34 protein-coding genes are annotated in these 24,628 nt (G+C 62.8%); 27 read left to right on the forward strand and 7 right to left on the reverse strand.

All coding sequences use genetic code 11. From position 1 onward, the window contains the following. Genes SFB74_RS14270 through SFB74_RS14280 form a run of 3 tightly spaced genes read left to right on the forward strand, consistent with a single transcriptional unit; the run spans position 1 to position 2,270 of the window. Positions 1-624, forward strand: coding sequence for a hypothetical protein (locus SFB74_RS14270; protein WP_432731440.1), 624 nt, complete (start codon positions 1-3; stop codon positions 622-624). Between the two features lie 49 nt (positions 625-673). Beyond that, entirely contained in the window at positions 674-1,345 is a 672-nt protein-coding gene (locus tag SFB74_RS14275; protein ID WP_432731441.1) for a hypothetical protein, read from the forward strand. Between the two features lie 37 nt (positions 1,346-1,382). Beyond that, entirely contained in the window at positions 1,383-2,270 is an 888-nt protein-coding gene (locus tag SFB74_RS14280; protein WP_432731442.1) for a 2OG-Fe(II) oxygenase, read from the forward strand. A 55-nt stretch (positions 2,271-2,325) separates the two neighbouring features. Here SFB74_RS14280 and SFB74_RS14285 read toward each other — a convergent pair whose 3' ends face one another. The 4 genes from SFB74_RS14285 to SFB74_RS14300 form a co-directional block, all read right to left on the reverse strand. Beyond that, entirely contained in the window at positions 2,326-3,321 is a 996-nt protein-coding gene (locus SFB74_RS14285) for a hypothetical protein (protein ID WP_432731443.1), read from the reverse strand. Positions 3,322-3,356: 35 nt separating this feature from the next. Continuing rightward, positions 3,357-4,421: a hypothetical protein gene (locus SFB74_RS14290; RefSeq protein ID WP_432731444.1), complete on the reverse strand. Its 1,065-nt coding sequence runs from the start codon at positions 4,419-4,421 to the stop codon at positions 3,357-3,359. 299 nt (positions 4,422-4,720) lie between these two features. Next, positions 4,721-5,239 (reverse strand): chloramphenicol phosphotransferase CPT family protein, encoded by a 519-nt coding sequence (locus SFB74_RS14295; protein ID WP_432731445.1) that lies wholly within the window; start codon positions 5,237-5,239, stop codon positions 4,721-4,723. 371 nt (positions 5,240-5,610) lie between these two features. Further along, complete coding sequence (locus SFB74_RS14300) at positions 5,611-5,901, reverse strand: hypothetical protein (protein ID WP_432731446.1); 291 nt, start codon at positions 5,899-5,901, stop codon at positions 5,611-5,613. A gap of 173 nt (positions 5,902-6,074) precedes the next feature. Between SFB74_RS14300 and SFB74_RS14305 the strand changes: the two genes are divergently transcribed. From SFB74_RS14305 to SFB74_RS14330, 6 genes are all read left to right on the forward strand, one after another. After that, a complete protein-coding gene (locus SFB74_RS14305; protein WP_432731447.1) occupies positions 6,075-6,437 on the forward strand; it encodes a hypothetical protein in 363 nt (120 codons plus the stop codon). A gap of 728 nt (positions 6,438-7,165) precedes the next feature. Beyond that, complete coding sequence (locus tag SFB74_RS14310) at positions 7,166-7,522, forward strand: hypothetical protein (RefSeq protein WP_432731448.1); 357 nt, start codon at positions 7,166-7,168, stop codon at positions 7,520-7,522. Between the two features lie 140 nt (positions 7,523-7,662). Beyond that, positions 7,663-7,845, forward strand: coding sequence for a hypothetical protein (locus tag SFB74_RS14315; RefSeq protein WP_184602914.1), 183 nt, complete (start codon positions 7,663-7,665; stop codon positions 7,843-7,845). Positions 7,846-7,978: 133 nt separating this feature from the next. After that, on the forward strand, positions 7,979-8,290 hold the full coding sequence (locus tag SFB74_RS14320; protein WP_432731449.1) for a hypothetical protein: 312 nt from the start codon (positions 7,979-7,981) through the stop codon (positions 8,288-8,290). A 330-nt stretch (positions 8,291-8,620) separates the two neighbouring features. Continuing rightward, complete coding sequence (locus tag SFB74_RS14325) at positions 8,621-9,466, forward strand: hypothetical protein (protein ID WP_432731450.1); 846 nt, start codon at positions 8,621-8,623, stop codon at positions 9,464-9,466. 322 nt (positions 9,467-9,788) lie between these two features. Next, complete coding sequence (locus SFB74_RS14330) at positions 9,789-10,031, forward strand: helix-turn-helix transcriptional regulator (protein WP_432731451.1); 243 nt, start codon at positions 9,789-9,791, stop codon at positions 10,029-10,031. Positions 10,032-10,097: 66 nt separating this feature from the next. Here SFB74_RS14330 and SFB74_RS14335 read toward each other — a convergent pair whose 3' ends face one another. Then, a complete protein-coding gene (locus SFB74_RS14335) occupies positions 10,098-10,379 on the reverse strand; it encodes a hypothetical protein (protein WP_432731452.1) in 282 nt (93 codons plus the stop codon). A gap of 117 nt (positions 10,380-10,496) precedes the next feature. Between SFB74_RS14335 and SFB74_RS14340 the strand changes: the two genes are divergently transcribed. After that, entirely contained in the window at positions 10,497-11,519 is a 1,023-nt protein-coding gene (locus SFB74_RS14340) for a hypothetical protein (RefSeq protein ID WP_432731453.1), read from the forward strand. Continuing rightward, entirely contained in the window at positions 11,500-12,225 is a 726-nt protein-coding gene (locus SFB74_RS14345) for an ATP-binding protein (RefSeq protein WP_432731455.1), read from the forward strand. The genes SFB74_RS14340 and SFB74_RS14345 overlap by 20 nt, the downstream gene beginning before the upstream one ends. A gap of 14 nt (positions 12,226-12,239) precedes the next feature. On the opposite strand, the gene SFB74_RS14350 is transcribed toward SFB74_RS14345, so the two are convergent. Continuing rightward, a complete protein-coding gene (locus SFB74_RS14350; RefSeq protein ID WP_432731456.1) occupies positions 12,240-12,482 on the reverse strand; it encodes a hypothetical protein in 243 nt (80 codons plus the stop codon). Positions 12,483-12,591: 109 nt separating this feature from the next. Between SFB74_RS14350 and SFB74_RS14355 the strand changes: the two genes are divergently transcribed. The 16 genes from SFB74_RS14355 (at position 12,592) to SFB74_RS14430 (ending at position 23,887) form a co-directional block, all read left to right on the forward strand. Next, a complete protein-coding gene (locus SFB74_RS14355; protein ID WP_432731457.1) occupies positions 12,592-12,876 on the forward strand; it encodes a phage tail assembly protein in 285 nt (94 codons plus the stop codon). A gap of 102 nt (positions 12,877-12,978) precedes the next feature. Beyond that, entirely contained in the window at positions 12,979-14,730 is a 1,752-nt protein-coding gene (locus SFB74_RS14360) for a hypothetical protein (RefSeq protein WP_432731458.1), read from the forward strand. Further along, positions 14,727-15,803, forward strand: a complete 1,077-nt coding sequence (locus tag SFB74_RS14365) for a phage baseplate assembly protein (RefSeq protein WP_432731459.1) — start codon at positions 14,727-14,729, stop codon at positions 15,801-15,803. Before SFB74_RS14360 ends, SFB74_RS14365 begins: the two co-directional genes overlap by 4 nt. Continuing rightward, entirely contained in the window at positions 15,800-16,489 is a 690-nt protein-coding gene (locus SFB74_RS14370) for a phage baseplate assembly protein V (RefSeq protein WP_432731460.1), read from the forward strand. Before SFB74_RS14365 ends, SFB74_RS14370 begins: the two co-directional genes overlap by 4 nt. 29 nt (positions 16,490-16,518) lie before the next feature. Then, complete coding sequence (locus tag SFB74_RS14375; RefSeq protein WP_432731461.1) at positions 16,519-17,301, forward strand: hypothetical protein; 783 nt, start codon at positions 16,519-16,521, stop codon at positions 17,299-17,301. Positions 17,302-17,503: 202 nt separating this feature from the next. Continuing rightward, positions 17,504-17,692, forward strand: coding sequence for a hypothetical protein (locus SFB74_RS14380; RefSeq protein WP_432731462.1), 189 nt, complete (start codon positions 17,504-17,506; stop codon positions 17,690-17,692). A 16-nt stretch (positions 17,693-17,708) separates the two neighbouring features. After that, the gene (locus SFB74_RS14385) at positions 17,709-18,923 is read left to right on the forward strand and encodes a hypothetical protein (protein ID WP_432731463.1); all 1,215 of its coding nucleotides are present in this window, start codon (positions 17,709-17,711) and stop codon (positions 18,921-18,923) included. A 12-nt stretch (positions 18,924-18,935) separates the two neighbouring features. Then, the gene (locus SFB74_RS14390) at positions 18,936-19,457 is read left to right on the forward strand and encodes a tail fiber assembly protein (protein WP_432731464.1); all 522 of its coding nucleotides are present in this window, start codon (positions 18,936-18,938) and stop codon (positions 19,455-19,457) included. A gap of 55 nt (positions 19,458-19,512) precedes the next feature. Next, positions 19,513-19,863, forward strand: a complete 351-nt coding sequence (locus tag SFB74_RS14395; protein WP_432731465.1) for a hypothetical protein — start codon at positions 19,513-19,515, stop codon at positions 19,861-19,863. A 29-nt stretch (positions 19,864-19,892) separates the two neighbouring features. Further along, the gene (locus SFB74_RS14400) at positions 19,893-20,489 is read left to right on the forward strand and encodes a hypothetical protein (RefSeq protein WP_432731466.1); all 597 of its coding nucleotides are present in this window, start codon (positions 19,893-19,895) and stop codon (positions 20,487-20,489) included. A gap of 369 nt (positions 20,490-20,858) precedes the next feature. Then, positions 20,859-21,521 (forward strand): hypothetical protein, encoded by a 663-nt coding sequence (locus SFB74_RS14405; protein WP_432731467.1) that lies wholly within the window; start codon positions 20,859-20,861, stop codon positions 21,519-21,521. Positions 21,522-21,643: 122 nt separating this feature from the next. Next, positions 21,644-22,282: a hypothetical protein gene (locus SFB74_RS14410; RefSeq protein WP_432731468.1), complete on the forward strand. Its 639-nt coding sequence runs from the start codon at positions 21,644-21,646 to the stop codon at positions 22,280-22,282. Between the two features lie 103 nt (positions 22,283-22,385). After that, a complete protein-coding gene (locus SFB74_RS14415; protein WP_432731469.1) occupies positions 22,386-22,997 on the forward strand; it encodes a hypothetical protein in 612 nt (203 codons plus the stop codon). Further along, positions 22,998-23,240, forward strand: coding sequence for a hypothetical protein (locus tag SFB74_RS14420; RefSeq protein WP_432731470.1), 243 nt, complete (start codon positions 22,998-23,000; stop codon positions 23,238-23,240). A 39-nt stretch (positions 23,241-23,279) separates the two neighbouring features. Further along, positions 23,280-23,564, forward strand: a complete 285-nt coding sequence (locus tag SFB74_RS14425; protein ID WP_432731471.1) for a DUF1488 family protein — start codon at positions 23,280-23,282, stop codon at positions 23,562-23,564. A gap of 89 nt (positions 23,565-23,653) precedes the next feature. Then, positions 23,654-23,887, forward strand: a complete 234-nt coding sequence (locus SFB74_RS14430; RefSeq protein WP_432731472.1) for a hypothetical protein — start codon at positions 23,654-23,656, stop codon at positions 23,885-23,887. A gap of 57 nt (positions 23,888-23,944) precedes the next feature. Here the strand turns inward: SFB74_RS14430 and SFB74_RS14435 are convergent, their stop codons facing one another. Beyond that, the gene (locus tag SFB74_RS14435; RefSeq protein WP_432731473.1) at positions 23,945-24,358 is read right to left on the reverse strand and encodes a type II toxin-antitoxin system HicB family antitoxin; all 414 of its coding nucleotides are present in this window, start codon (positions 24,356-24,358) and stop codon (positions 23,945-23,947) included. Positions 24,359-24,628: the final 270 nt, after the last annotated feature.

Genomic DNA, 24,628 nt, shown 5'->3' on the forward strand with positions numbered 1-24,628 from the left:
ATGCTCAGCGTCGGCGGCACCGTGGCGCTCGTGCTGATGCTGTTGGTCTCACTGACCGGTTGCGACAACGAGGAAGCCCGCTTCCCGAACCGCGACAACTTCACCGCGACGACCAACGACTACCTCGCGCAGCGCGGCCACGTATGCCTGGCCAAGTACGCCTGGCCGATCACGGTCGCGGCCGGATCGCACGAGCCCGATGCGCAGCAGATGCCGGTGCTGGAGAAGCTCGGGTTGGTGATCGGCAAGGATGTCGTCGCCGCACAGCCTCCGGCCCGCGAATACGCACTGACCGAGGCGGGGCGCAAGTACTACCTGCAGGTGCCCGTGGTGATACGCACGACGACGCAGACGATCACGCACCCGGCCGACTTCTGCGCGGCCACCCTGAGCCTGGATCGCCTGATCGGCTGGGACCCGCCTCAGACACGCGATGGCCGCACCGCGACCTCGCTGCTGTTCACATATCGCGTCGCGCCCGAGCCCTGGGCCGCGGCGCCCGAAGTGCTGCAAGCCTTCCCGCTGCTGGCACGCGCCATCCAGCGCGAGGGAACGATGCAGGTGCGCCTTGGCGTTCACCTGACGCGGCACGGCTGGGTTGCGGACGAGCTCGACGAGCACTGAGTCCGCGATCCGCAATGCCTGTCATCCAAGAAGACCAATCAGAACCCTCATGAATCTCCGTTTTGTCCGCCCGAGCCGGCGCACCCTGAATTCGCTCAAGACCCTGGCGGGCGTCGCCGCGATCTGCGCGCTCGCCGCCTGCAGCGCCGGTCGCGATACCGATGCCCCCACCGCCGAGAACCTCGCTACCCCGCTGGATGAATATCTGGCCCAGCGCGGCGACATCTGCCTGGCCATGTTCGACTGGCCGATCGATCTGACCGAAGCCGAGGCAGGCTCCGGCGCGCGCCATGCGATCCAGTTCCCGGTGATGGAGCAACTGGGCCTGATACAGAGCACCATCGTCGCCGCGCCGAAGAGCAGCGAGAACCCGGACGGCGCGGTCAAGCGGTTCGAGCTGACCGAGGCCGGCCGCAAGTTCTACAAGCCGCATCCGCACGCGAGCCACGGCACCGAGCACGCCAACGACTTCTGCGTGGCGCATCTCAAGCGCGAGAAGATCGTCGACGTGAAGGTCGACACCTCCGACGCGCGCCGGCCGCTGGCGGTGGTGAGCTACACCTACCAGGTCGAATCGGCGCCGTGGATGCAGAACGCCGACGCGCAGCGCGTGTTTCCGATGATCACGCGCATCATGAACGGCGCGGGCGGCCCGCTGCAGCTGCGACAGGGCTTCACGCGTGGCGACAAGGGCTGGGTCGCCCAGATGGGGCCGGTCTGATGCGCGGTGCACCACGTCGAATCCGCAGCAAGCGCGCATGAGCACCGTCGTCCGCTTCTCGCCCGACCTGGGCCGCTGGCTCACGCACAACCTCGACACCGGCCAGTTGCCGCAGGCGCTGGTGGCCACGATGCTGAGGCAGGGAATGAACGAGCGCACTGCGCATGCCATCGTCGCGGCGTTCGTCGATGCGCGGCAGCGGGGCGGATCGATGCCGGACGGCGTCGTCGAACTGCGGGACGAGGCTCCTTCAAGGCCGGTGGCGAGGCTCGCGCCGGGCACCCGAATCCTGGCGGCGGACCGCGAAATCGTCGTGCACTCGCGCAGCGAAGACCCGGTCTTCGCCGCGCTCGGCAATGTGGTCGACGCCGAGGAATGCAAGGCCATCATCGAGATAGCCCGGCCGCGCCTGAAGCCTTCCACCCTTGTCGACCCGATGAGCGGCCGCGACGTGGTGAGCGACAAGCGCGCAAGCTGGGGCATGTTCTTCCGCCTCGGCGAGAACGACCTCGTCGCCCGACTCGATCGGCGCCTCTCGGCGTTGATGAATCTGCCGCTGGAAAACGGCGAGGGACTGCAGGTGCTGCACTATCCGACAGGCGCGGGCAGCGAGCCTCACCATGACTACCTTGCACCTGCCAATGCGGCCAACCGCGAATCCATCGTGCGAAGCGGGCAGCGCGTGAGCACGCTGGTGACTTATCTCAACGATGTGCCTGAAGGCGGGCAGACTGTCTTTCCTCAGCTCGGCCTTGCGGTTTCGCCGATTCGCGGGAACGCCTGCTATTTCGAATATTGCGACGGGCGCGGTCGTGTCGATGCGCGATCGCTGCATGCGAGTGCGGCCGTGACCCGGGGGGAGAAGTGGGTCATGACGAAATGGATGCGGGAGCGGAGGTTCGTGGCGGCTGGTGAGGTCGCTTGATGGCGCTGCTGAATTGAGGTCGCCGGAGAACCGGGACTGGCCGAAAGAGAGCAGGCTACAGGCGGCCTGCGCGACGGCGCTTCCATATCAGCCCGTCCGCCAGATAGTGATGAAAGTTCAGGGTGAAGTGCGCAATGAGGATCGTCGGCAGCCCGAGCCACAGAAGACTTTCTCCAACGCGGCTGGCGGCCGTGTAGAGGAGCGCGCCGCATATCGCACATGCGATGAAGAAGGTCGCTGGTGGCCTTAGTTTCTCGACCAGCGATTTGCTGCCTGCCGCGGCGGCGCCCGATGCTTCGCCGCTTGTGATGCCTGTCGCGACGCCGGGTTGGCGCTGGCGATAGACGAACACCAGGTACTGGATGTTGTGCCAGACGTTGACCACCAGCCAACCCACGGTGATGTCGCTGATCAAGACGTAGCCGATCAGCGAGACCACCAGATGCGAAAGCACGAAGCTGTCGAAGGACGTATCCGCCTGCTGCGCTCGCCTGGTGTAGCCCAGGCACGCCAGCCAGCACAGTGAGCCGGCGATGGCTGTGATGCCAGCAGCGAAGGCCAGCTCCTGGGGCACGGGTGGCAGCCAGATGGGATAGCCCAGGAAGCTGCCGGGCGCCTGCGCGCCGCGGTGAAGGTATCCCCATGCGGGGAGCAGGTAGATCAGCAAGTAGGGCAGGTTGCGAAATGGCACCTGGGGCCTACGGTCGTGGCGCCTCGCGATGCCGTAGCTCTGGCGGGTGACATGGAAGGTCTGAAGCGCGAAATACAGCCCGAACAGCCCCGCCGCTTCATATGCGAGCGCAACGACCGTCAATCCCGCCAGGACCGCGACGGGCGCGACGACGATCAGGGCCCAGCGCAGGAGAGTGCGCGACGACATCGAGCCTATGCGCGTGTAGGTCGCGACGATATGGGGATTGGCCAGCAGCCAGATGTCGACGTAGAGCACGGCCAGCATCATGGGCGTGGACCACGAGGCGAGGGCCCCGGCCGCGAGCGCCGCGAACAGGTTGCCGAAGATGAGCCAATGCTCCTGGCGCACCGTAGCCATCGCGATGTTCCCTGGCAGAGGCTGCGCGTGAGCTGTCATGTCACGACAGGCGGAGTGGGCGCAGGCGGAGGTGATCCCAAGGGGGCTGGTTTGGGCGGAATCGAGAACACGGAGCGGGGCCGCAGATGGCGCTCGAGTTCGGTCCGCATGCTGTCGTATGCCGCATTCCGCGCGGCCGTGAACCTCGATTCGAGAGTCGCTCGGCTCAGGACCCCGGACAAGCCCGCCGGAGGAAGCGGTTGGTACGGGTTGTAGTTCTCCGTGAGCTCGCAGGGGTGGCAGTGCCCGTCGGCGTCGTACTGGTTGTGCAGCCTGATCTGGTAGACCACGCCGCCTTCCTTGGCCGGATCCACAGGAAAGCTGAAGGTCAGCGCGAGTTCGGGCGCTTTCGAAGTGACATCGTCCTCAACGGGTACGAAGCCGGCATTCCGATAGGCGCGAACGATGCTCTCCCTGAGGGCGGGCAAGCTGATGCCGACGAACGAATTGCCGAACAGGTTCTGTTCGCCTTCCCACTGCCGCTTGTAGTTGAAGCTGAACGACGGATCGAGATGCTCGCGCCCGGCGGACTCGATCGTGGCGTAGGCCTTGTCGATTGCCGGGACGAGTCGCGCGCTCATGTCGTACTGAGCCATCCATGGCAGCGCCTTGATCTCCTGCGCGTTCCTGACTTCGGCAAACCTCAGGAAACAGGGACTGCACTTTTTCCGGCCATCGAGCAGTTCGTCTGTGGACACGAGAACCACTGCGGCCGGCCGCGTCTTCGCATCGGCATCGAGCCTGAATTCGAAGACCGTCGACTTGCCTTTCTGCTCGTTTACGGCGACGAATGCGAAGCCCGACTTCTGGAAGGCCTGGCGCACCATCGACCTGAACTCCGAAGCGCTGATGTCCCGGTAGGCAGCGGCGGGGAAAGTGGGCCTTCCGACCTTGTAGCTCAGGTCCAGAACGCCGAGTGGCGGTTGAGCTCGCAGCCGGGGCTGCGGTGGCGCTTGGAGCTGCGTTTGAGGCTGGGGCAGTGGCTGAGCGAAAGCGGACAGGACCGCCAGCAGCAGGCATCCGCCAGCCCAGGCTCTGCGAATGCCGGAAGTAATCATCATGCGTGCTCCCTGTCAAAGCGTTGGTTTGCGTGTGTTCTTGAGTCACCGCAGCCAGCCGTTGGTTGCGATCTCCGGAGGGTGTGAATGCGTCATCGGCATCCATTCGACCGCCGGAGGTGGTGATGCGGTACCGGCGGAATGTAGCCGAAGGATGGCCGCGCCCGAACGCTTTCGCGAGGCGAGCCCTTTACCGAAGACCGGGGAGCAATCTCCAGGGAACACGATGTGCGTGGTCCGCAGAACCAGAAAATTCGGCCTGCAAATGCCTGCCTCAGGAGGGGGCGTCAGCGCGTTTGGAGCTAGGGGCTCGGCGCGTCGTTGGAGGGTTCGATGGATCGCCATCGTTTCCATGCTTCGACGATGTCCGACACGACCTGTGCTGTCGGACGGGTCGAATCGACCGTCATGTCGTAGCGGCAGAAATCATGCGTTCGCAGATGGAAACGCGCTTCGCCGGTTTGCCTGTCCTTGCGCATCCGCTCGCGACGTTCGAGTTCGTCGAGTGGGGCATGCACGCCCACCCAGAAGACCCGGTGAGAAGCAAGCAATCGCGACAAGGCATCGCTCCAATCGCGGGACTCGACGATGTGCTCGACAAGAAGCGGATTGCCTGCCTCCGCAAACGCTGCGATCGAGCGATGAAATCCGTCGAAAAAGCGCTCGCGCTCCACGTTATCGGGTACGAGGGAGCGAAAACCGGCGTCGGCCAATTGGTCGGAGGCGTAGTACCAGAAGCTCGGGAGTGCGGTACGCAGTGCGCGTGCGATGGTCGTCTTGCCAGCGCTTGATGTGCCGTTGAGAACGATGATGTCGGTCACAAGTGGCTCCTTGGATGGGTTGCACCCGCATTTGCCGGTGCTCTCGCATGCAAGCCAGTGAAAAGGAGAGCGGCAAGCTTCGCCTTTTCTTGTCTGGAACTGCTTGAGATGGGTGCTGGCCCCCGGAGGGGATTGAAGGCTAGGCTGCAGGCCGCGCCAGCGTTCGATTCTCTTTGCTGGCATGAGAAATGTTCCCCCGTTTGTTCCCCCGCTTTGAGTGTAATTGGTGCGAATGCATTTTCAGACGCGTGGCCGTTCTGAATGTGAGCGTCGGGGCCAAAGTGATCTACCGGCCATGCTCCAAGGCAGAGCCTCGATGCCTTCACCCGCATCTGTTGCAGTTGCTCGGCGGCACGGGTGAGGTTGGCCATTCAGAAGGTCGGCAGGTCTCGAAGTGTCTTGTTGGGGAGCTCGAAGGGCAGCGTTTCGATGCCTTCATCCCCGTTGGGCGCTACCACCACTCGCAGTCCTGGTCCAGGAAGAGCGCCCGGGAAGCTCAGAACCACGGTGTCGCCGCGTCGAAGACGATCGACAGCGTCAATCACAGGACGTTCAACCGGCTCGGCCTTGAAGACCGTCCCGCTTTTCACCACCTCCCCCATCAGCACATGCGTGATGTTGTCGTCGGCCCATCGAACCGCGGTCACGGCAAACGTCGTCATGTCGAGTTCCTGAAGTGAAAGGTCGTATTTTGAACCTCCTCGACACGTCGCCCGACCGCATGCTCGAATGAGATTCAGACGGTGCAAATACACCCCCAGCAGTCGGTCGACTATGCGCGCCAGCGCAACCTGGTAGTAGCCGTCACGCTCTCGAATCCCAGCAGCCGCCGGCGATGGGCAACTACCTGCCTGTCATTAATATCCGGGAGGCTCGCAATTGCAGCCGACAGCAAGATCGAATGGACCGAGGTGTCGCGATGACGCTAGTTGCCCAGATTCCAACGCTGCATGAAAAACCGAACAGCTTCGGAAATTTCGGCTTGGTAATTTGCTCCATTCCCGAACGTAAGCATCGTCCAGTTGCATCCACCTTCTTCGCTGCCCGGTGGGCGTCTGGTGGGCATCGGAACAGTGATCGTCTCACCGTCATCTACAACGCGTCTTGTGGCGTGCAGGCGTTCCGACACGCCATCTCTAATCTCTTCGGCTGTTTTCAATTGGCGGAGCATTTTCACCTCTTTGTTTGTATGGGCTGAAGTATGCCTACTCCGGCTTCAGCGCCTCCTTCGTTGCGGTGGCACCGGCCCGGGCCACCCGCTGCTCATCTTGCTCGGCTAATGATGGGAAAGTACGTCGGAAGACTGACTTTTCAAGCGCGCTTAAGAGCACCAGAATGCCCGGCTCGATAGGACATCGATGGGATCTGTCTTGCCTCGCACAACAATCCGATGGACAGCTGACGAAGTTTCCTTGCTGGAGGATATGCACGGGCGTGTCTGCGTGGAAGACATTGGATATCTACTGGAGCGCACGAGGGCATCAGTGGGGTGCAAGCGATACTCCCTTGGTCTTCGTGGTTCCCGTGGTGCTACGCGCAGCTGGACAGACGAAGAAGAGGCCTTCCTGGCGAAGAATCACCGAATCGTTGCCAATCAGCAGATTGCAGATCAACTCGGCAAGTCGAGAGAGGCCGTTCGGTACAAGATTAAGGATCTTCGTCTCTCTGGGCAGTCGGGCTCATTCCGGAAGTGGACTGAAGCTGAGGAGATGTATTTGCTGTGGGCTTGGCAGACGGACACACTGAGAGAAATTGCGGCAGCGCTGGGACGTACCGTTCCGGCAATCAGGGTTCGAGCGAGGTCTGAGTTGAGCGTGCAGCGGCCGCTGAGCTATTACGCCAGTCTTGGTCAGGACTATCGACTTCTTCCCGCCGAGGTGCGCGAACTACTCACCCTAAACCGCCAATTGAAGACAAGGCTTCGTGATGAAGAACATCGCCGATCTGCGCGCAGCGCTGTTCGCTGAGTTGGACACCTTGAATGGTGCGCCCTCGGACGCCGACATAGACCGCATACGCCTGAAATGCGCGCTGACCGATCGCATCATTGACTCCCTGCGCGTCGAGGTGCAACTGGCCGCGGTTATGCGCGGGGCGCTCGATGTGCCGTTCATCGAAAGCCAGTCCGGCGAGAGACGAAGCGACGGCAGTCCCTCGCAGCACGCGACAGACCTTGCGAGCATTCCAACGCTTTCGGCGATGGAGCGAGCGGCCCAGGTGCTTGGAGGTGGTCCATCGCCGGGCCACCCCTGGCGGCGGCGTATCCGTCATGATCAGGACTGATGGCATCAGACACTTCAATGGCTGCATCGATCTAACGCAGGCCTAAGGGGGGCAGAGCAATACGTCGTTAGGGTAAATCGTTACTTATTTCATTACAAAAAGTCTGCATTGCGCGGACTTTTTTCATTACAGTAAGTCCCATGACGAAAACCGAACGTGAAGCGCTGGCCAAGATGGGCCGCCCCCCGCTGCCAGAGGACGAACGCAAGGTGAATGGCTCGGTGCGCCTGACGCCTGAGCGGTGGGCCAAACTGCGCCGGCTCGGCAACGCTTGGCTATCGAAGGCGATCGACCGCGCGAAAGAGCCAACGCTGAAGGAATGACCGCCGCGGCTCAGGGCGGGGCCAACGGAGGTTCTCGTTGGCCGATCTGAGGCAAAAAAGCGAACGGCCAGGGTGGTGGAACACCCCAGCCGCTCTAACCGCAACGTGCAACCATTTGAAGGAACAGCACATCATGGCTACGAAGATTATCGGGCAAGGCACCGCCACGCCCAACAACCCGCCGTCGCGCCCTGCGGCACAGGTTCACGAACATGCGCTCGAGGTCTTAAATGAGCTTCGAGATGAGCAGGACAAGGCCTTCAGCATCGCGTTTGCAGGTACTCAATGCTGTGCAAAGGATGACGAAATCCTGCCGAGGAACATTTTCTCAGTGATTGAGGGCATGCTCGCCGATGGAAGGCTGATCGGTTCGCTGCGCGGTCTCATCAACGAACTCGCAGTGGCGGCCGGCAGCGACTACCTGGAGGGCCGGAGCAATGCCTAAGCGGACATCGACAAAGATCCAAGCGCCTTTCGCAGTCGGCAGTGCTGTCACGAACCGCGACGGATCGCCATGCCTTCTTGCCCGCAGTCTCCGAGAGCCATTCTGGGTCTGCGTTGACGGTGTGGTGGTTGCAGACTACGGTGACGACGAACGAGCGGCTGAGGCGCACTACGCGCCGTTGCGGCTCGCGTTCCGAAGACGCAAGGGCGGTCAACTGAGTCGATTCAGATAGACCTGTGAGCTTGCCGCGCCGGGTGGCACTGGCGTGACCCGTGCCGCGCCTGAGGGCGTGGCAGTAACTGAGGAGCTAAGGCTTAGCACAAGGCACATATGACTGACGATGACTTCCTCGCTCCGGCACCGGCCGCGAGTTCTCATGTTTACGTTTCCGAACCCGACTATGGTGGATGGGACTACCTGCGGCTACCCGACTGTGGTCGAGATCACTACAACCTCGAGGATGCGGCGCTGTTGGGAGCGCTCGATTCGTGGTCGTCTGATCGGATCCCAGAGTTTCCTTTGGGCGACTTCGGTTTTCAGGATGCTGATGAACCCGCCGTTCGGAAAGGGATCGCCCCCACGCAAGAGAGAGTTCTTGCAATGTTGCTTCGATCAATCGAGGGGGGACACCTACCGGCAGAGGTATTTGGGCGAGATATGGCCACTTCGCGGCCCCTGCCTGATCGCACCTTTGTCGATATCAAGGACCTGATCGAATGCCTGGAAAGCCACGGTCAACCTCCTGGCGACTACCTGAATCGAGTGTTGGAAGATTCTGCCGAAGCTCGCCAGTTTGATTCAGATAACAGGGCCGAAAGAAGAGCCCAATTTCGCCACGCTACGTACTCGTCAAGCGTAGCCTCTGCGCTCGATGACGTCACGGTGTTGCGAGCCGAGTTGCGCGCCAAGGACCTACACATTGCCCATCTGCAGAGTCAAATCTCCAGCGGCCGACCCGTTACCTCTAGTAGACCTCTTGGCAACAAGGAGCGAAACACCCTTCTCGCGATCATCGCTGTGCTGTGCAATGAAGCCAAGTTGGACTTCGCAAAGTCTTCGAAGACGGCAAATCTCATACAGGCTGCTGCTGCGCAGATAGGGGTCAGTCTTGGAGAAACAACGATCGAGAATAAGCTGAAAGAGATTCCTGATGCGCTGGCAACCCGCATGAAATAAGGAATCTTCGGGCATCTGCCTATTTCGATAGGCAATTGACCCCGAAATCGCCCTGTACTTTTTATCGTTCGCTCCTGCCGCGCCCTGCGGCGATACGGAGTGAACAGATGCATCAGTCGACATCCCAGAAGCTGCGCCCGAGCGTCGCCAGCAGCTTGTGCGGCGTCAGCAAGGCGACATTGCTTCGCTGGGAAAAAGAGCGGCCCGGCTTTCCAAAGCCGAGTCGACCGACCCCGCGCGTGACGCTCTACGACCGAGACAGGTTGCTTGCCTTCGTAGACACACTCGGGGGCACGACGGCAACAGGCCAGGAGGTGCCGCGGTGACCGCCGCTACATCCAAGCCGCGTGTCCCGGCGGCCCAGTCCATCGCGGCAGCGCAGATCCCGGATGCGCTCCTTCGTATCGAGGTTGTCAAGACCATTACCGGCCTGGGCGAGTCGACGATCCGAAGGAAGATGGCCACGGCCAACTTCCCCCAGCCAATCAAGGACGGCACCCGCTGCACGCGCTGGCGCGCGGGAGATGTGACGAGTTGGCTGCGCGAAAGGGCAGGTGCGGCATGAGCGCATCCTTCCAATGCACCGAGCTTCCGCTTGGGGTGAGCAGAAGCGAGTTCGACCGCTCTCTGGTTAACCAGCAGAGGGCGGAGATGGTGGCCGCATTCGCGCAAGCACGCGGTCAAGCTCTGCTGTCGCCTCGGGAGTGCTGCTGTTCCGAATGCCGGACGCGATGTGTCTCAACGGTATCGCTCCCAAAGGATCGGGAAACACTTCTGCAGTGGCTTCGAAGGAACTTGCGAGCTCTTCTTTCGTGGCGATCCCTTTCGCGTCGAGCACGTTGCATAGATGCACGACAGCAGCTTGGGTGCCCGAGATGAGCGAGACGATCGTGCGGAGCTGTTCTTCGGTCATGTCCGCCCTTTCCGGCGATGGTGGTGTAGGAGCTCCCATCGTATTGCGGAAACGGGCGGGCATTCCTGATGAGCAGCGTCTTGCCTCTGGCTCGAGCCTCTTGGAGGGCGCTCGCTGATGGCGCGTATCCGCACCACGAAGCCGGAGTTCTACACCTCGGAGCAGGTGATGAACTTGAGCATCTCCGCGCGCTTCGCATTCCAGGGGCTTTGGATCTTCTGCGATGACGGTGGCAACCACCCGGCCTCCGCGAAGACGCTGAAGGCAGAGGTCTTTCCGTCTGACGACCTGACCTCGACACAGGTACAGGCACTGGTGGACGAGATGCTCGAGCAGGGCCTGCTCGTGATCTACGAAGCCGGCGGCAAGCAGTACTGGCACGTCACCGGCTGGCAACGCCACCAGCGTATCGACAAGCCCAACTACAAGCATCCGAAATTCGGAGAGGCTTCACCATTGGCTACTGGACCGGTCTCGGAGGCCTCACCGAGTGCGCCGGCACCAGTCACTGACCTCTCGCCAAACTCTCCGGAACCTTTCGAAGAGTGTTCGTCGAATGCTCCCGGAACGTTCCACCCCGGAGTGGAAGGTATTGGAGTCGAAGGTATTGGAGTGGAAGGGAGTCGAGTCGAAGGTGCCGGAGACGATGCTTTCCGCCTCAGTGCTGACGCACCTCCGGCGGCACGCCCTGCAAAGCCTTCGAAGCCGAAAGCTGCTGAGCAGGAAAAACCCAAAACCGCCGACGTCTGGGAGGCCTACAGCTCGGCGTACGCAGCGCGCTATGGCGTCGGGCCGCTGCGCAACGCCAAGGTCAATGCCTTGCTCTCGCAGTTCCTGAGCAAGCTGCCGGTCGACGAGGCCCCTGCGGTCGCGGCGTTCTACGTCCGAAGCAACAACCAGTTCTACGTCGCAAAGGGGCACTCGGTCGGGATGCTTCTCGCCGACGCCGAGAAGTTGCGCACCGAGTGGGTGACGGGGCGCCAGACGACGGCTACCCAGGCGCGGCTGGCCGACCGCGCGCAGTCGAACTTCAACGCCTTCGCACCGCTGATTGCGGAAGCCAAGGCGAAGGAAGGCCGCCACCACGGCTTCGCTCACCGCAACTACGAAGGAGCGCCCGATGGCTCAATCCCCGAGTGATGCGCTGCGCCCGGACGAAGTGTGCCCTGAGCATGGGACCTACGACTATCGGGCCAACTGGATGCGGCGATGCGCACAGTGCGAGACTGCCGGCGATGCGTATCGAGCACGTGTGAAGCGCGAGGAATACCGCGACGAGTGCTTGCGGCATAGCGGCCTGTTCGGTTGGCCACTACGCGCCACGTTCGACAACTTCACCGCATCGCTGCCCGCCCAACTTGAAGCGGTGGCGGCTTGCCGCGCGCTGGTGGAGAAGAGCGAGGAGCGCGGCGACGTGCCCTGGTTGCTTGGGCCACCGGGAACCGGTAAGACGCATCTGGCCAGTGCGATGGTGAACTACGTCATCCGCGAGCGCGGCCTCTCGGCGGCCATCTACAGCGCCCGCGAGATCGTGAAGATGCTGCGCGCCAGTTGGGGCAACAAGCAAGCCGAGCAGACCGAGGAAGAGGTGCTCGATAGTCTCGCGTCCTTGGCCTTGCTCGTGATCGACGAGGTGGGCGTGGGCTTCGGCTCGGAGAGCGAGACGGTCCAGCTCTTCGATGTGATCGATCTGCGCTACCGGCTGGAGCGCCCGACAGCTCTCGTGTCGAACCTCACCTGGCTGGAGATCAAGGCCACGCTGGGCGAGCGGAGTTTTGACCGACTTCGCCAAGGTGCGCGCGTCGTGCCAATGACCTGGCCCAGCCACCGCGGGAGCCGTGCATGAGCGCGTGGTTCAGATCAGCTGTAGGGGATCACGATCTCGATCAGCTTGCCGTCGACACCTGGGCAGCTCAGGGTCACCCGTGTCGGCGGCGCGCCCCAGTCGTCGGTCAGCAGCTCGTGGATCAGGGCCTTGCCCTTCAAGCCCTCGTGCACCAGTCGGTCGTGTTTCGCCAGGATGGTCAGCGGCACGGTCCATTCCACGTAGCTGCCGTCAACCAGATTGGCCTCGACCTTCACGAGGCGTGTTTCGCTGTTCATGCAGTGACTGTAGCGCCGCGCATGACCCCGCGTCCGGACATCACCTCTTCTCGTCAAGCGCCAGTCGGCGCGCGCCATTCCGGCATGCCGGCACAACCAGGAAATCCAAATGGACACCGAAAAGACCATCCCCCTGCGCAAGCCCGTCACCCTGGGCGACATCGTCTACGACAAGCTGGAACTGCGGGAGCCCGTGGCCGGCGAGATCGAGAAAGCCTCGTCGACTGCCACATCGAGCATCGGCTCGGTCATCAACCTGATCTCCATCGTCGGCAAGGTGCCGCGCCGCGTGGCGGAAGGCTTGTGCCAGCGCGACTTCCAGGAGGCGGGCGATTTTTTGGACAGCTTCAGCAAGGCCGTCCCGACAACTGGCGAGACGTCGTTGCTGAGCTGACCAGGTTCTACGGCTGGGGCCCGCGCGACGCGTGGGGCCTGACGTGGAGCGAACTGCACTGGTGGAACAGCCAAGCCCAACGAATGATGAAGGAGGCCACACGTGGCTGACACTACGTTCAACATCCGGATCACTGCGGTCGACAAGGCCACGCAGGTGATCAACCGGGTCAATGACAGGATCGGCAAGGCCTTCCGACCCTACGAGCAGGCCAAGCGCTCGGCCGGCGCATTCTTCGATGCGCTAGGGAAGAACGATCTCGTCGCGAAGCCGCTGTGGGCGCTTCAGAAGATCGGCGCCGGCGTCACCAACCTCGGCGCGTCCTTCGGGATCGCAGAGAGCTCTGTGCTCGGCGGCACCGCGCGCATCGCCTCTTCGCTGGGGATGGTCGGGGGGCCGTTCGGCGCCTTTGCCGCGGGCACCGTAGTCGCCGGCGGTGCCGCGGCTGCGGTGGGCGTGAAGATGGGGCAGCTCGGCTTCGACATCGAACGCACGGCGCGAAGCCTGGGCATGTCGACAGAGCGCCTGCAGGAGTACCGCGGCGCGGCCAAGTTGGCAGGCCTGTCGACCGAAGCCATGGATTCGAGCTTGGGCTCGCTGGCCGCGACGCTGACGGATGCAGCGGCGGGCCGCAATCCGCAAGCCCAGGCGCTGCTCGACCAGTTCGGCATCAGCGTGAAGAAGACCAAGGACGGGGCCGTCGATGTCGATGACGCGCTGCGCCGCATCGCGAATAGTGTGGGGCGGTTGAAGGATCCGAACATGCAGCGCAAGGCCGTGGACATCCTCGGCCTGCAGGACACCCTCACCTTGCTGCGGGAGGGCGAGGGGGCCATGGTCTCGCTGATGGGCAAGGCGCGCCAACTCGGCTACGTCATGGGCGATGAGCTGGTCAAGCAGAACAAGAAGCAGGCCGACAGCTGGAACGAGACCAAGACCGCGGTCGACAGCATCGGCATCTCGCTGGGAAACATCATCGCGAAGTACGTCCAGCTCGATCGCGTCGCAGAGCAAGCGGACAAGTGGGCCCAGTCCGTTGCGAAGTCGGACGAGAAGAAGAAGGTCGAGAACGCCAAGATCGAGCAGGAGGCGAAGATCTTGCCCGGAGCGCGTCCGACGAATGCGGTGGGCGGCGTCCTCTACGACTGGTTCACTACCTTCTGGGGCGCGCCCACGCGGACGGCGAGCGCCCGGATAGCAACCGGCAAGATCACCGAGCCCGGCAGCGCGCCCGCTGCGGCGCCTTCGGCGGGCGGCAGTGGTGCTGGCACGGAAAGTCCTGCAGGTGCTGGGCGTGGCTTCATCCAACCCCGCGGCATCCGCAACAACAACCCTGGCAACCTGAACTACGCTGGCCAGGTCGGTGCCACGAAGGAGGGCGGCCCCGGTGGGCGTTTTGCGACCTTCGAGACACCCGAGCTCGGCATCACGGCGATGGCGAAGAACCTGATGGCGTACCAGGACAAGTACGCGATCAACACGGTGTCGAAGATCGTGAGCCGCTGGGCGCCTTCGAGCGATGGCAACAACGTGCCCGCCTACGTCGCCGCCGTGTCCAAGCAGACCGGTTTCAAGCCGGACGAGGCGCTCGATCTCAAGGACCCGAAGGTGCTGGCGCCGCTGATCTCGGCCATCACGAAGCACGAGAACGGCCAGAACCCGTACAGCCCTGAAATGATCGCGAAGGCCATTGCAGACGCCCTGAGCACCACCCGCAGCGGCAGCGACGGCAACTCGAAAGAGCCTATCCGGCTGGTGTTCGAAGGTCTGCCACGCGGCATGACGGTCAAGGCCGTACGGGGCCTGGGCCAATCGCCTGTCGGCATGAGCATGATGCCCGGAGGCCAGTCGTGAGCGCACCGGACGACCTCACCATCAAGCTCGACGGTATGGAGCTTTCGGGTTGGCAGGAGATTCGCGTGACCCGCGGTGTTGAGCGCCTTGTCAGCGACTTCGAGTTGGCGATGACCGAGCGCTTTCCCGGAACCGTGGATGTTGTCGCAAAACCTGGCCAGCCATGCGAGATCCTGCTGGGCGATGACCTGGTGCTGACCGGCTACGTGGACCGCTACATCCCGGAGTTCACCCCGACTGAGCACACGGTCCGGCTTGTCGGGCGGAGCAAGTGCCAGGACGTGGTGGACTGCGCAGCAGTGTGGCCCGGCTCGCAGTTGATGAACGGAACCGTGCTGACCATCGCGAAGACGCTGTGCGAGCCGTTCGGAATCTCGGTCAACGCGCTCGATGATGTGGGCGCTGTCATCCCGCAGACGAACCTGAATGTCGGCGACACGCCGTTCGACGTGCTTGAGCCGATGGCGCGCCTGCGCGGTTTGCTGATGTACGACGACCCACAAGGAAACATGGTGTTGTCGGGTGTCGGAAAGACCAAGGCTGCCAGCGGATTCGCCGAAGGCGAGAACGTCGAAGCAGCTGGCATTGCCTACACGATGGATCAACGCTTCTCCGACTACGGTGCTTTCCGCGTGAAGATGCTTGCGTTCGGCGACTCCGGCAACGAGGCGAACCTCATCACCGATGTTCAGGATCCGGGCGTGCCGCGGTATCGGCCCAAGTTTCTTGTCGCCGACACCAATGACGGTGGTTTCGATATCGCCATTCGACGCGCGAAGTGGGAGATGGTGCGTCGTGTCGGTCGGTCTGCCGCTGTGCACGTGATCGCGGACAGCTGGCGCGACTCCGAAGGAAAGCTCTGGACGCCCAACACCTTGGCAACGGTTGCGCTTCCGCGTCTGAAGTTGGAGCCAGTGACCTGGCTTCTCAGCGAGGTCTCCTTCATTCGCAACCCCGGTGGCACGCACGCGCACATCGTGCTGATGCACCCCGACTCGTTCATCCCACAGCCCTTCAACTACCAGCCGTTCCCGAACGATCTGGCCAAGGCGATCGAGGAGTCAAAGCGATGAACACACCGCAAACCACGGCGCTCGAGAAGATCTGGCGCCGGCTGCAGATGGCTCTCGGCGTTGGCCGCATCACCACGGGCAACGACAGTGGCCTCGTGCAGATGCACCAGGTGAAGCTGACCGGCAACGATGTGCGCGACAACACTGCGCGTGTCGTCGAGTACGGCTTCACGTCGATGCCGAAGCCGGGTTGCCAGGCATTGCTGATCTTCGTGGCGGGCGACCGCTCCAACGGCGTGATCGTCGGCACCAACGACGAGTCAGCGCGCCTCAAGAACCTGAAGCCGGGTGAGGTCGCGATCTATGACGACCAGGGGCAATCGATCTGGCTGAAGCGGACGGGCATCGAGGTCGACGGCGCCGGTCTACCCATCCTCTTCCACAACACGCCTTCGGTGACCATCCGGGCGGACAACTTCATCCGTTTCGAGACACCGCGCGTCGAGGCGACGCAGCTGCTGCAGTCGATGCAGATGACGATCGGTGGCGTGACCGGCGGCATCGGCCTGCCGATCGCCACGATGAACAACGGCACGATCAACTTCAACACCGTGACGTCCAACTACCAGAGCTGCACGACCACCTACACCGGCAGCACGATTACTTCGGACGGACATCGCATCGACCACACAGAGACGCACTCGGGTGTGCAGACGGGTCCGAACAACTCTGGGCCCTCTGTCTAAACCTCACCATCACCTAGAAGGGAATCTCCATGAAACAAGACTTCGCCAGATCTCCGTACGCGGTCACCTCCGATTTGCAGAAGGCGAGCACTGCGGTCTCGGAAGCCGCTGCCCTGTGCAAACGGCTCGACAACCAGCTCAGCCTCACTGCCTCGCAAATCAAAGTTCTCGAAACTGAAGTGGAGCAGCTCACTTCGGAGCGGGCGACTGCGGAAGCAGCCTTGGCGCTTGCCGACGGCGACGAAGTGAAGGCGCTGGACAAGGCGGCTCTTCGCTTGGATACCGACCTCGGTGCCAAGGAGCGCGAACTCCGTCGCTTGCGCGCGCGCATCGCTGCTCTCGAGGTGGAAGGACCGAAGCTCCACGAAGCCGTGCGCCTCCGCGCGCAGGAGTTGGATGTCGAACTGGGCCTGTGGAGCAACGCCGCGGCAGAAGCCCTCACACCTGAAGTTGAGGCGGCTGCAAAGCAACTGGCTGTGACCATCGAAAAGGCGCACGCCATTGGCGGGCCGACGATGCGCGACTTCACCGATGCGGCCTATGTTCCCCGTCCGAGCGGATTCATGCGCCAGCGGGTGAACGGCGGTTGGTACAACGCAGGCGCGAATCTTCTCGAGCCATCGCAAGGCTTGGGGCCCGAGGCCACGGAGATCCAGTCTCTGATCGCTCCCATCCGCCAAGCCGCTGTGAACGGGAAGGTCTACCCCGAATACGTGCCGTTGGCACGCAGGCCGGGCCCGTACGTTCGCAAGGGCGTCGAAGTACGTCAGGGCGGCACGCACGCACCCGCGGCAGATCCCGCACAGCAATGAAAAGCATGGAACGTCAGTCGTTGAGAAAAGGCGGCGGCCGAGGTTCCTGCTCGGGTCCCAGCCGGCGGTGGACGCCATGCAACACCGGCAGTCAACGTCGACCGCATTTGTTTCTCACCGGTGGTCGGTCGAGCGTTGGCCGCGTACTCCCCTGCGAGATGGGGAGACCCCTTGAATCCAATCTACGCACGAAGGAGTGCACATGACCGAATCCAGTAACCCCGGTGCAGGTGATTCGCCTGCAGAGGCCAAGACCGGCGCCTCTACCAATGCCGGTTCCGAGACTTCCGCATCGCTCCATCTCGCGCGCGTCGGATCTTTGCGCGTCGGCGAGCCGCTGGCATCGCCGGCGCCTGAAGTCGCGGCCCCGACCTCCGAAGAAACGAACTGAATAGAAGGGAGCTCGCATGTTCGCAATCGATGATCCCACCGCGGTAGCGGTCTTGCCGACCCCCGAGGCCGCCGGCACTCCTGGCTTCTTCACCGAAGGGAATCCGGCGCTTGGCCTGGCGGCCACCTATGTTCGTGCATCTTGGCTCAACGCGCTGCAGCAGGAGCTGCTGAACATCTGCGCCGCGGCCGGCATCACGCCCAGCAAGACCGCCTACAACCAGATCTTGCTTGCCATGCGGTCCAACGGGTTGATCTATGCGATCGACACCGGCACCGCGAACACCATGGCGGTGACGTTCACGCCGGCCGTGGCCGCTTTGACCGACGGCATGGTGTTGTGGGTCAAGGCGAAGTTCGCCAACACAGGCGCTACCACGCTGAACGTCAACGGGCTGGGCGCTACTCCTGTGGTGGGCGCTGCCCATTCCGCGCTGCAAGGTGGCGAGATCGTTGCCAACGGCCGGTGCATGGTGGTCTACAACAGCACGCTGTCCGCGTTCGTCCTCCTCGAGTGCACAGGTGCAGCGCTGCAGGTGGGGCCGGCCACGATGAGCCAGCACGCCATCCAGTTCGGCCAGGCAACCGGGCGCTGGATCAATCGGCAGATCATCACATCGAACGGCACCTATTCGGCTACGGCGGGAACCAATTTCCTCGATGTCACGGTTATCGCTGGTGGTGGGGGTGGTGGCGGAAATGCGCCAACGGGCGCCGGGCAAATGTCGGCGGGGGCCGGAGGCGGTGGAGGTGGGTGGGCGCGTCGGCGCCTCACCATTGCACAAGCCACTGGTCAGACCATGACTGTCGGGGCAGCAGGTGCTGGCGGCATTCTGGGTTCCGGGGCCGGTGGCAGTGGCGGCTCATCTTCGTTTGGCGCCCTGCTGTCGGCAACAGGCGGTGCTGGTGGATCGTTCGGTGTAGCGATCACGGCCAGCAATGTGACGTTCCAAGGCTCAGGCGGTGGCGGCATCGGTTCGACTGGCGACATCAATGGTGTCGGCGGCCTCGGGCGCTTCGCAACCTATTCGGCCGGTGGTGGCATCGGCGGAGATGGCGGCCTTTCCTATCTTGGCGCCGGCGCACCGTGGACATCTGGCACTAGCGGCGGGAACACCTCCAACACCAGGGGCTGCGGCGGCAGTGGTGGTGTTGTTCAAGGCAGCAATGCCACGGGCGCGCAGGGCGGCGCTGGCGGAGCCGGCCTCATCATCATCGACGAGTACGCATAAGGAGCGCACAACATGACAGATTACGCAAGGATTCAGACTGGCCTCGTGATGGAGGTGATTGCCGCCTACTTCACCACCGAGGCTGATCGGCCCAAGGCGCCCGAGCTCGAAGAGGGCGCCGAGCTCACCGAGGCGCAGATCGAGCAGCAGCGCCTTCACGAAGAGTTCAAGCCGGGTGAGGTCCCCATCGAGCGGCGCTTCACGCCAGAGATCCTCGCCACCTTGGTCGCGATCCCGGCGGGGGCAACGGTTGCGCAAGGCGACAGTTACGACGGGTCGGACTTCGGGCCGCCACCTCAACCGCCCGCACCTCCGCCGCCCACCGCCGCAGAGGTGCTCGCACAGCGCGACGCCTTGCTTTCCATCGCAGCGCTGCGCATCGCGCCTCTGCAGGACGCGACGGATCTCGATGACGCCACAGACGCCGAGAAGGCGGCCCTCACTGCCTGGAAACAGTATCGGGTGAAGCTCAATCGCATCGAGCAGCAGACCGGGTTCCCTGGCACCGTGCAGTGGCCCCAGGTGCCGGTCTGAGCGTTATCAGCACCTCGACCAGATCGGAATCCTGCAAGAGAAGGAGATTGTCAAAGTGAAATTCATCGCACTCAATTCGGCGCTGACCGCCGGACCCGGCAACATCGCAGCACACGTGGATGCTCCAGTCGACAGCGAGGTCTTCAGTCGCATGAAGTCGCTCGCAGCATCGCGTGGCTTCCCCGTATGGCTGGGCACCGCCGTCAACGGCTTGGTGACCGTCGAGCACTCGGATCGCCACGAAGGTGTCGTGACCAACGACATCCTGCTTCAGCTCGAGATGCTGTACGACGAAGCTGGCGAGCTCGTGGCCGCCGAATCCAAGGCTCGTGAGGACAAGCACGCCGCCCTGGTTCAGCGCGCCTCGGAAGCGAGCGGGCTGCCCGTCGACACGGTGGCGGCATAACCGTGGCGGCACCAAACAGAGGGCTGACCATGAAAAAACCGGCTTTCAGCTTCAAGGCCGCACTCAGCGCCGCAGCGCGCCGGCGCGGATCGACTGCGGACAAGGTGCTGTCGAGCTTTCGCTGGGCGCACCTGTTCGGCTTCGGCAAGAAGCCTGCTGCACCGCTGGCGTCGCCGGAACGCGCAGCAGCGCCCGCTCGGCCGCCTGCAGTGACGAAGGCGACATCCACCTCTCCCGTGTCTGCTGCGCGTCGGCCCGCCGATGAAGACGAGGAGATGCATGGATCGGGTGCAATGGCGGCCGCCCGCGATCGGGAACGTGCACGATGCGAAGCCATCGTCAATTGCGCCGCTGGGCTGAGAAGCCCAGCGCTGGCCAAGAGCATCGCGTTCACCAGCAGGATGACACGCAAGGAAGGGATTGCGCTGCTGGAGAACACGCCCGCCGCGGCAACCGTGGACAGTCGCAACCAGGCGCGTGCCGATCGCAACCCGCGCATTGGCGCCCACCCGGCCGCTCCACTGGTGGGCCAGACAGGCGCAACGCGGATGCATGGAGCGCTGGCAGCAGAGGCGGCACGGACACAGGGGCAAGTTCCTGCGCAGCCGCCCACCGCCGCAAAGTGAGGCTTCATGCGGGCTGCCGGCCGATGGCGTGCCATCTGCCCACCACCAGGGCACGCCCGCCGTCCGTGTGCCGCGTCGCGGCAAGGGGTGTCACTTTGGTCACCCCCTTGCGACTATCTTTGAGCGAGTCCCAAATCCACTCCCCCGACGAAATCGGGTTGGTTGCCAAGGTGCCCCCGCTCCGGGGGCGGCCTCGGAGGGCATTGGCGCCGGCGACCCTGCCCAGGGCATCAACGGGTCCTTCGGCCGGCCTAAGGAAATGCGGGCATTGCGCGCCGCGTTTCTCGACCGGCTCTGAGGTTCAAAAGAAGGTAACAGGTAACAAGGTAACGCCGCAGTCGGCGCTCAGGTAACAAGACGAGGTAACACATGACGAAGGAACTGATCACGCAGGCCGAGCACGCGCGGCGGTGCGGCGTGTCGCGCAAGTCCGTGACGATCTGGAAGGACCGCGGGCAGCTGGTCCTGGTCGGCAACCTGATCGACTTCGAAGCGTCGTACAAGGGCGAACGTTGGCACGCGTCGACGAAGAAGGTGTTCGCAGACGACGCCGAACAGGAAGCCGCTCGAGCATCGGTCGAGATTCCGGCCAATGTGCGCCGGCGCCAGGCCGACCCGGGTGCACCGGTCACACTGTCGCGTGGCGAGGTGGTGCGCCGCTTGCGGGCGTTGGACTGGACCCAGGTTTTCGATTGGTCGCATGATGCCCAGCGTGCGCGAGCGCTGGCCGCAGCGGCGGCTGTCGGGTTGCAGGCGGTCGAGTCGTCTGCCGACGACGATGGCCACTGGGGCGGTTTCCAGCTGCGCAACGTCGCCCTCATGGAGCGACACGGCGGTCTCTGCTTCGATGCGATCGCGGCCGGCTACGGCTTCGAACTGGAGGAAGGTGACGTGCTGGTCGAGAGCCGACACCGCTTAGACCATCCCGACGACGGTCCCGATGACATGGCTGACTCCATCACGATTCGCCTCGATCAGCTGCCACTGCTGGCCTATCCATTCGGCCCGACCCACCAGAAGCCGGCCAACTAGGTCGCGTAGTCCGCCGTCCTGGGCCTCCATCTGCAGGCGCTGCAGCTGCTCCGCGCGTACGCGGTCGGGGGAGGTGTCGAGGAGGTTCATACTGCCGCCTTCGAAAAGTGAGGATTGGGAAAATGAACGGATGGAAAACGCTGGTCTTGTGGTCTCTCAGCGCTGCGTTCATCGCGCTTGTGGCTGGCTGGTCGGCCGTCGTCAAATGGACGAGCGAGAACAGTGGACTGGCGTCCTGGGTACAGGCGGTGTTCTCGGTGCTGGCGATCTTGGCCAGCGCTGGGGTGGTGCTTTTGCAGCACCGACTCGAACTGAAGCGAGCTGACCAAGAGGCAGAGAAGCAGACGCGCCGCGCTGCCGTTGGGATCGTTGCGATGCTTCAATACATCGCAGCCCAGTTGGCCCGCACAAATTTGTTCGCGAACTTCCAGCTCGACCACGAAAAGAATCCAGTTTTTTACTGGGACCTTGCCCGCGAGTTTCAGACCTTGGCGGGAACTCTGGATAAGCTGCCCTTCGCCGATGTGGCCTTGCACGGCCAACTGGATACCTACTTGTGCCTGCGGCGCGCAGCGGACGAGTTGGCGCAGCTGTACTCGGTCGCTCCACAGCAAGGTGATGGCTTCTACCGGTTGAATCGGACCCGGCTTGAGGACCTTCGAAGAATCTGCTCCGACTTTCAGCTCAGCCTGGCCAAGGCAATTCAGACGCTGGACCCAGCCATGTACGAACAGCGCAAGGAAGAAATGTTGAGGCTGTAGCGTGGTCACGGCCGAGGCCGCGCCGCAGGAAAACTGGCAGACGATGCGTTCAGACACGTCGGGTCCTCCGAGCTACCATCCCCACATAACGAGGAGATGGACAATGCCTACAGTGGCCCCTGACTACTGCATTTTTTGGATACACCGTTGGTGGCCGTGGGCCGATCCGTGGTGGGCATGTATGCAGAAAGGTGAATGGTCCGCATGGGTTCAAGCCATCTTTTCTGTGGCTGCGATATTGGCCGCTATCGGCATTGCGCTTTGGCAGCGGAGAACGGAACAGGTTGCGGCACGTGCGACTGCTCGCGCGACAGTGATGGTCGTGGGAGCGGCCATAGATTCCAAGCTGCACATGTTGATCGCAACAGTCATGGCAGTAATTGATGAGCACTCCCATCCGAGTCGTCCCACGGCCGTCGAAAGGGGAGTGTTTGTGCAAACGCTCTTCGCTAAAGCCGAATTGCCGACAGAGGATCAGATGCTCTTGTTGGCAAGTGCAGTGCCCGCCGCGGCTGCAACAATGGCAAATGGGGTGGCTGCAATAAAGCGAGTTCTTGTCGGGCTTGATTTCGTTGTGTCGGCACCAACACTGACGACTCTTTCGGATACAGAGATCCTTGCGCACTACTTGGGTACTAAGAACAACCTGCACTCTGCACTGAATTATTTGAAAGCAGCGCGCGCAGAGATGCAGAAGTACGCGACGGCAGCCTAGATGACAAAGCCCACCCGCACCGCCAAGCAGTTGCAGCAGCTGCTGATAGAGCGCATCGAGGCGATCCCCGATCTGCGCGGCCAGTTTACCGACGTGCACCGCGGCGGCGTGGTGTGGGACGAACCGTGGGAGGCCGGCGAGCCGAACTGGACGGTTCGCGTCATGACCGACCGCGGCACGCACCGCGCCGACATCGCGAGGATCATCCGCACGCTGCAGGAGCAGTTCGACCTAGAGGATTGAGGGGAGTGATACTGTGCCGCTCAACTGCAGGAGAGCGTCTTGGAAACTGCGATCACCAACTTTCGATGGGAGAACAGCCAGCGCGCGCGAGGCGTCGTGTTTGATGCGACGAACGAGCATGGAACCGGCGAATTCCTTGTCGGCACTGAGTCCCTTGCGGACCTCGTGAAAGGTCACCAAATGAAGGAGAGCGACTATCTTGATGCATTCGAGTCGAACGCGCATGAAATCTCCGAAGCCGCAGGTCGCTACCTCGCCGCCCGTGCTGTTCCGCGGGGGCAGCTGACGGTGATTCAAATGGAAGACTTGCCATCCTTGCGCTAGCATCACGCGCTCTCCGAGAACAGGCTGAGCTGGAGCGGTGGCGCGGCAACCGTGTGCGGAGTGGCGAGCGCTCATCGTCGAAGGGGCGTATGGACAAGGACCATTGCAGTACCGACGTCAGACACGAGATCCTTCTTCGGCTGGCGCGCATCGAGACCACCCTCGTGCAGATCGTGCGCGTGCGTGGCCTGCGTCTCACACGCGCCGAGATGTGCGAGCGCCTGGGTGTCACGAGCCACACGATCACCTACCGCGTGCGCCGCGGTGAGATTCCGAGGCCCGGCGTCGACGGCAAGTGGCTGCTGTCCGAGGTTATTGAGTGAGAGGCGCGCGGCGATTGAGGGCTACGGCGAAGTTTATTCCGGCTACCTCAAAATCGTCTACGACACCGCGACATCAAGTCGCTTCCCCAGCGCGCTCAGCGCCTCCTGGATGCTGTCCACCTTGGTGGTGTGCTTCAGGTTCACGAGACGGTTCACCTCCTGCGCGCTGGTGCCCAACATCCGCGCGAGATCGGCTGGCCGAACCTTCTGCTGCACCATCTCGTTGAGCAGCAGCACCTTGGCCCAGAGGCTGGCCGGGAGCTCGACGAACTCCTCTCCCTTCTTCGGCTTGCGGGGCAGGGGAACTGCCCGCTTGTCGTCGAAGTAGAAGTCCAGCGCCGTGATCAGCGCGTCCTTGGCCATCTCCAGCGCTTCCTCGCGCGAGTCTCCCCCGGTCAGGGCCTCGGGGATCTCGGGGAACGAGGCCATGAAGCCTTTGCCGTCCGGCTCGATCTTCACTACGTATCGCATAGCTACCTCTCCATGGATGGACGGTTACCTGCCGCGCGCAGGTCCGAAAAAGCTCAAGTTAGCTTGCTTCTTCGGTTGTTCCGGTGTTGTGCCAGGAGGGGCGCCAAGCACTCTTTCGAATTCGCTCCGAGCCAATAGTATTCCGCCATCAGGTCGCCTGGCCGAGCGCATGCCGAGGCTCTTCAAGAACTTCTGTCGAGCACTTGCTTGCGTAAGCGGTGCGCAGATCACCGCTATCTCCTCATCGGTCACATAGATTGGCGGGAAGTT

Origin of the sequence: Variovorax xiamenensis (genome assembly GCF_050916385.1) — a bacterium.
Classification (GTDB): domain Bacteria; phylum Pseudomonadota; class Gammaproteobacteria; order Burkholderiales; family Burkholderiaceae_C; genus Variovorax.

Coding starts and splice junctions, on each gene's coding strand:
- SFB74_RS14270 (WP_432731440.1), top strand. CDS start 1: ATGCTCAGCGTCGGCGGCACCGTGGCGCTCGTGCTGATGCTGTTGGTC.
- SFB74_RS14275 (WP_432731441.1), top strand. CDS start 674: ATGAATCTCCGTTTTGTCCGCCCGAGCCGGCGCACCCTGAATTCGCTC.
- SFB74_RS14280 (WP_432731442.1), top strand. CDS start 1,383: ATGAGCACCGTCGTCCGCTTCTCGCCCGACCTGGGCCGCTGGCTCACG.
- SFB74_RS14285 (WP_432731443.1), bottom strand. CDS start 3,321: ATGGCTACGGTGCGCCAGGAGCATTGGCTCATCTTCGGCAACCTGTTC.
- SFB74_RS14290 (WP_432731444.1), bottom strand. CDS start 4,421: ATGATGATTACTTCCGGCATTCGCAGAGCCTGGGCTGGCGGATGCCTG.
- SFB74_RS14300 (WP_432731446.1), bottom strand. CDS start 5,901: ATGACGACGTTTGCCGTGACCGCGGTTCGATGGGCCGACGACAACATC.
- SFB74_RS14305 (WP_432731447.1), top strand. CDS start 6,075: ATGGGCAACTACCTGCCTGTCATTAATATCCGGGAGGCTCGCAATTGC.
- SFB74_RS14310 (WP_432731448.1), top strand. CDS start 7,166: ATGAAGAACATCGCCGATCTGCGCGCAGCGCTGTTCGCTGAGTTGGAC.
- SFB74_RS14315 (WP_184602914.1), top strand. CDS start 7,663: ATGACGAAAACCGAACGTGAAGCGCTGGCCAAGATGGGCCGCCCCCCG.
- SFB74_RS14320 (WP_432731449.1), top strand. CDS start 7,979: ATGGCTACGAAGATTATCGGGCAAGGCACCGCCACGCCCAACAACCCG.
- SFB74_RS14325 (WP_432731450.1), top strand. CDS start 8,621: ATGACTGACGATGACTTCCTCGCTCCGGCACCGGCCGCGAGTTCTCAT.
- SFB74_RS14335 (WP_432731452.1), bottom strand. CDS start 10,379: ATGACCGAAGAACAGCTCCGCACGATCGTCTCGCTCATCTCGGGCACC.
- SFB74_RS14340 (WP_432731453.1), top strand. CDS start 10,497: ATGGCGCGTATCCGCACCACGAAGCCGGAGTTCTACACCTCGGAGCAG.
- SFB74_RS14345 (WP_432731455.1), top strand. CDS start 11,500: ATGGCTCAATCCCCGAGTGATGCGCTGCGCCCGGACGAAGTGTGCCCT.
- SFB74_RS14350 (WP_432731456.1), bottom strand. CDS start 12,482: ATGAACAGCGAAACACGCCTCGTGAAGGTCGAGGCCAATCTGGTTGAC.
- SFB74_RS14355 (WP_432731457.1), top strand. CDS start 12,592: ATGGACACCGAAAAGACCATCCCCCTGCGCAAGCCCGTCACCCTGGGC.
- SFB74_RS14370 (WP_432731460.1), top strand. CDS start 15,800: ATGAACACACCGCAAACCACGGCGCTCGAGAAGATCTGGCGCCGGCTG.
- SFB74_RS14375 (WP_432731461.1), top strand. CDS start 16,519: ATGAAACAAGACTTCGCCAGATCTCCGTACGCGGTCACCTCCGATTTG.
- SFB74_RS14380 (WP_432731462.1), top strand. CDS start 17,504: ATGACCGAATCCAGTAACCCCGGTGCAGGTGATTCGCCTGCAGAGGCC.
- SFB74_RS14385 (WP_432731463.1), top strand. CDS start 17,709: ATGTTCGCAATCGATGATCCCACCGCGGTAGCGGTCTTGCCGACCCCC.
- SFB74_RS14390 (WP_432731464.1), top strand. CDS start 18,936: ATGACAGATTACGCAAGGATTCAGACTGGCCTCGTGATGGAGGTGATT.
- SFB74_RS14400 (WP_432731466.1), top strand. CDS start 19,893: ATGAAAAAACCGGCTTTCAGCTTCAAGGCCGCACTCAGCGCCGCAGCG.
- SFB74_RS14405 (WP_432731467.1), top strand. CDS start 20,859: ATGACGAAGGAACTGATCACGCAGGCCGAGCACGCGCGGCGGTGCGGC.
- SFB74_RS14410 (WP_432731468.1), top strand. CDS start 21,644: ATGAACGGATGGAAAACGCTGGTCTTGTGGTCTCTCAGCGCTGCGTTC.
- SFB74_RS14415 (WP_432731469.1), top strand. CDS start 22,386: ATGCCTACAGTGGCCCCTGACTACTGCATTTTTTGGATACACCGTTGG.
- SFB74_RS14420 (WP_432731470.1), top strand. CDS start 22,998: ATGACAAAGCCCACCCGCACCGCCAAGCAGTTGCAGCAGCTGCTGATA.
- SFB74_RS14430 (WP_432731472.1), top strand. CDS start 23,654: ATGGACAAGGACCATTGCAGTACCGACGTCAGACACGAGATCCTTCTT.
- SFB74_RS14435 (WP_432731473.1), bottom strand. CDS start 24,358: ATGCGATACGTAGTGAAGATCGAGCCGGACGGCAAAGGCTTCATGGCC.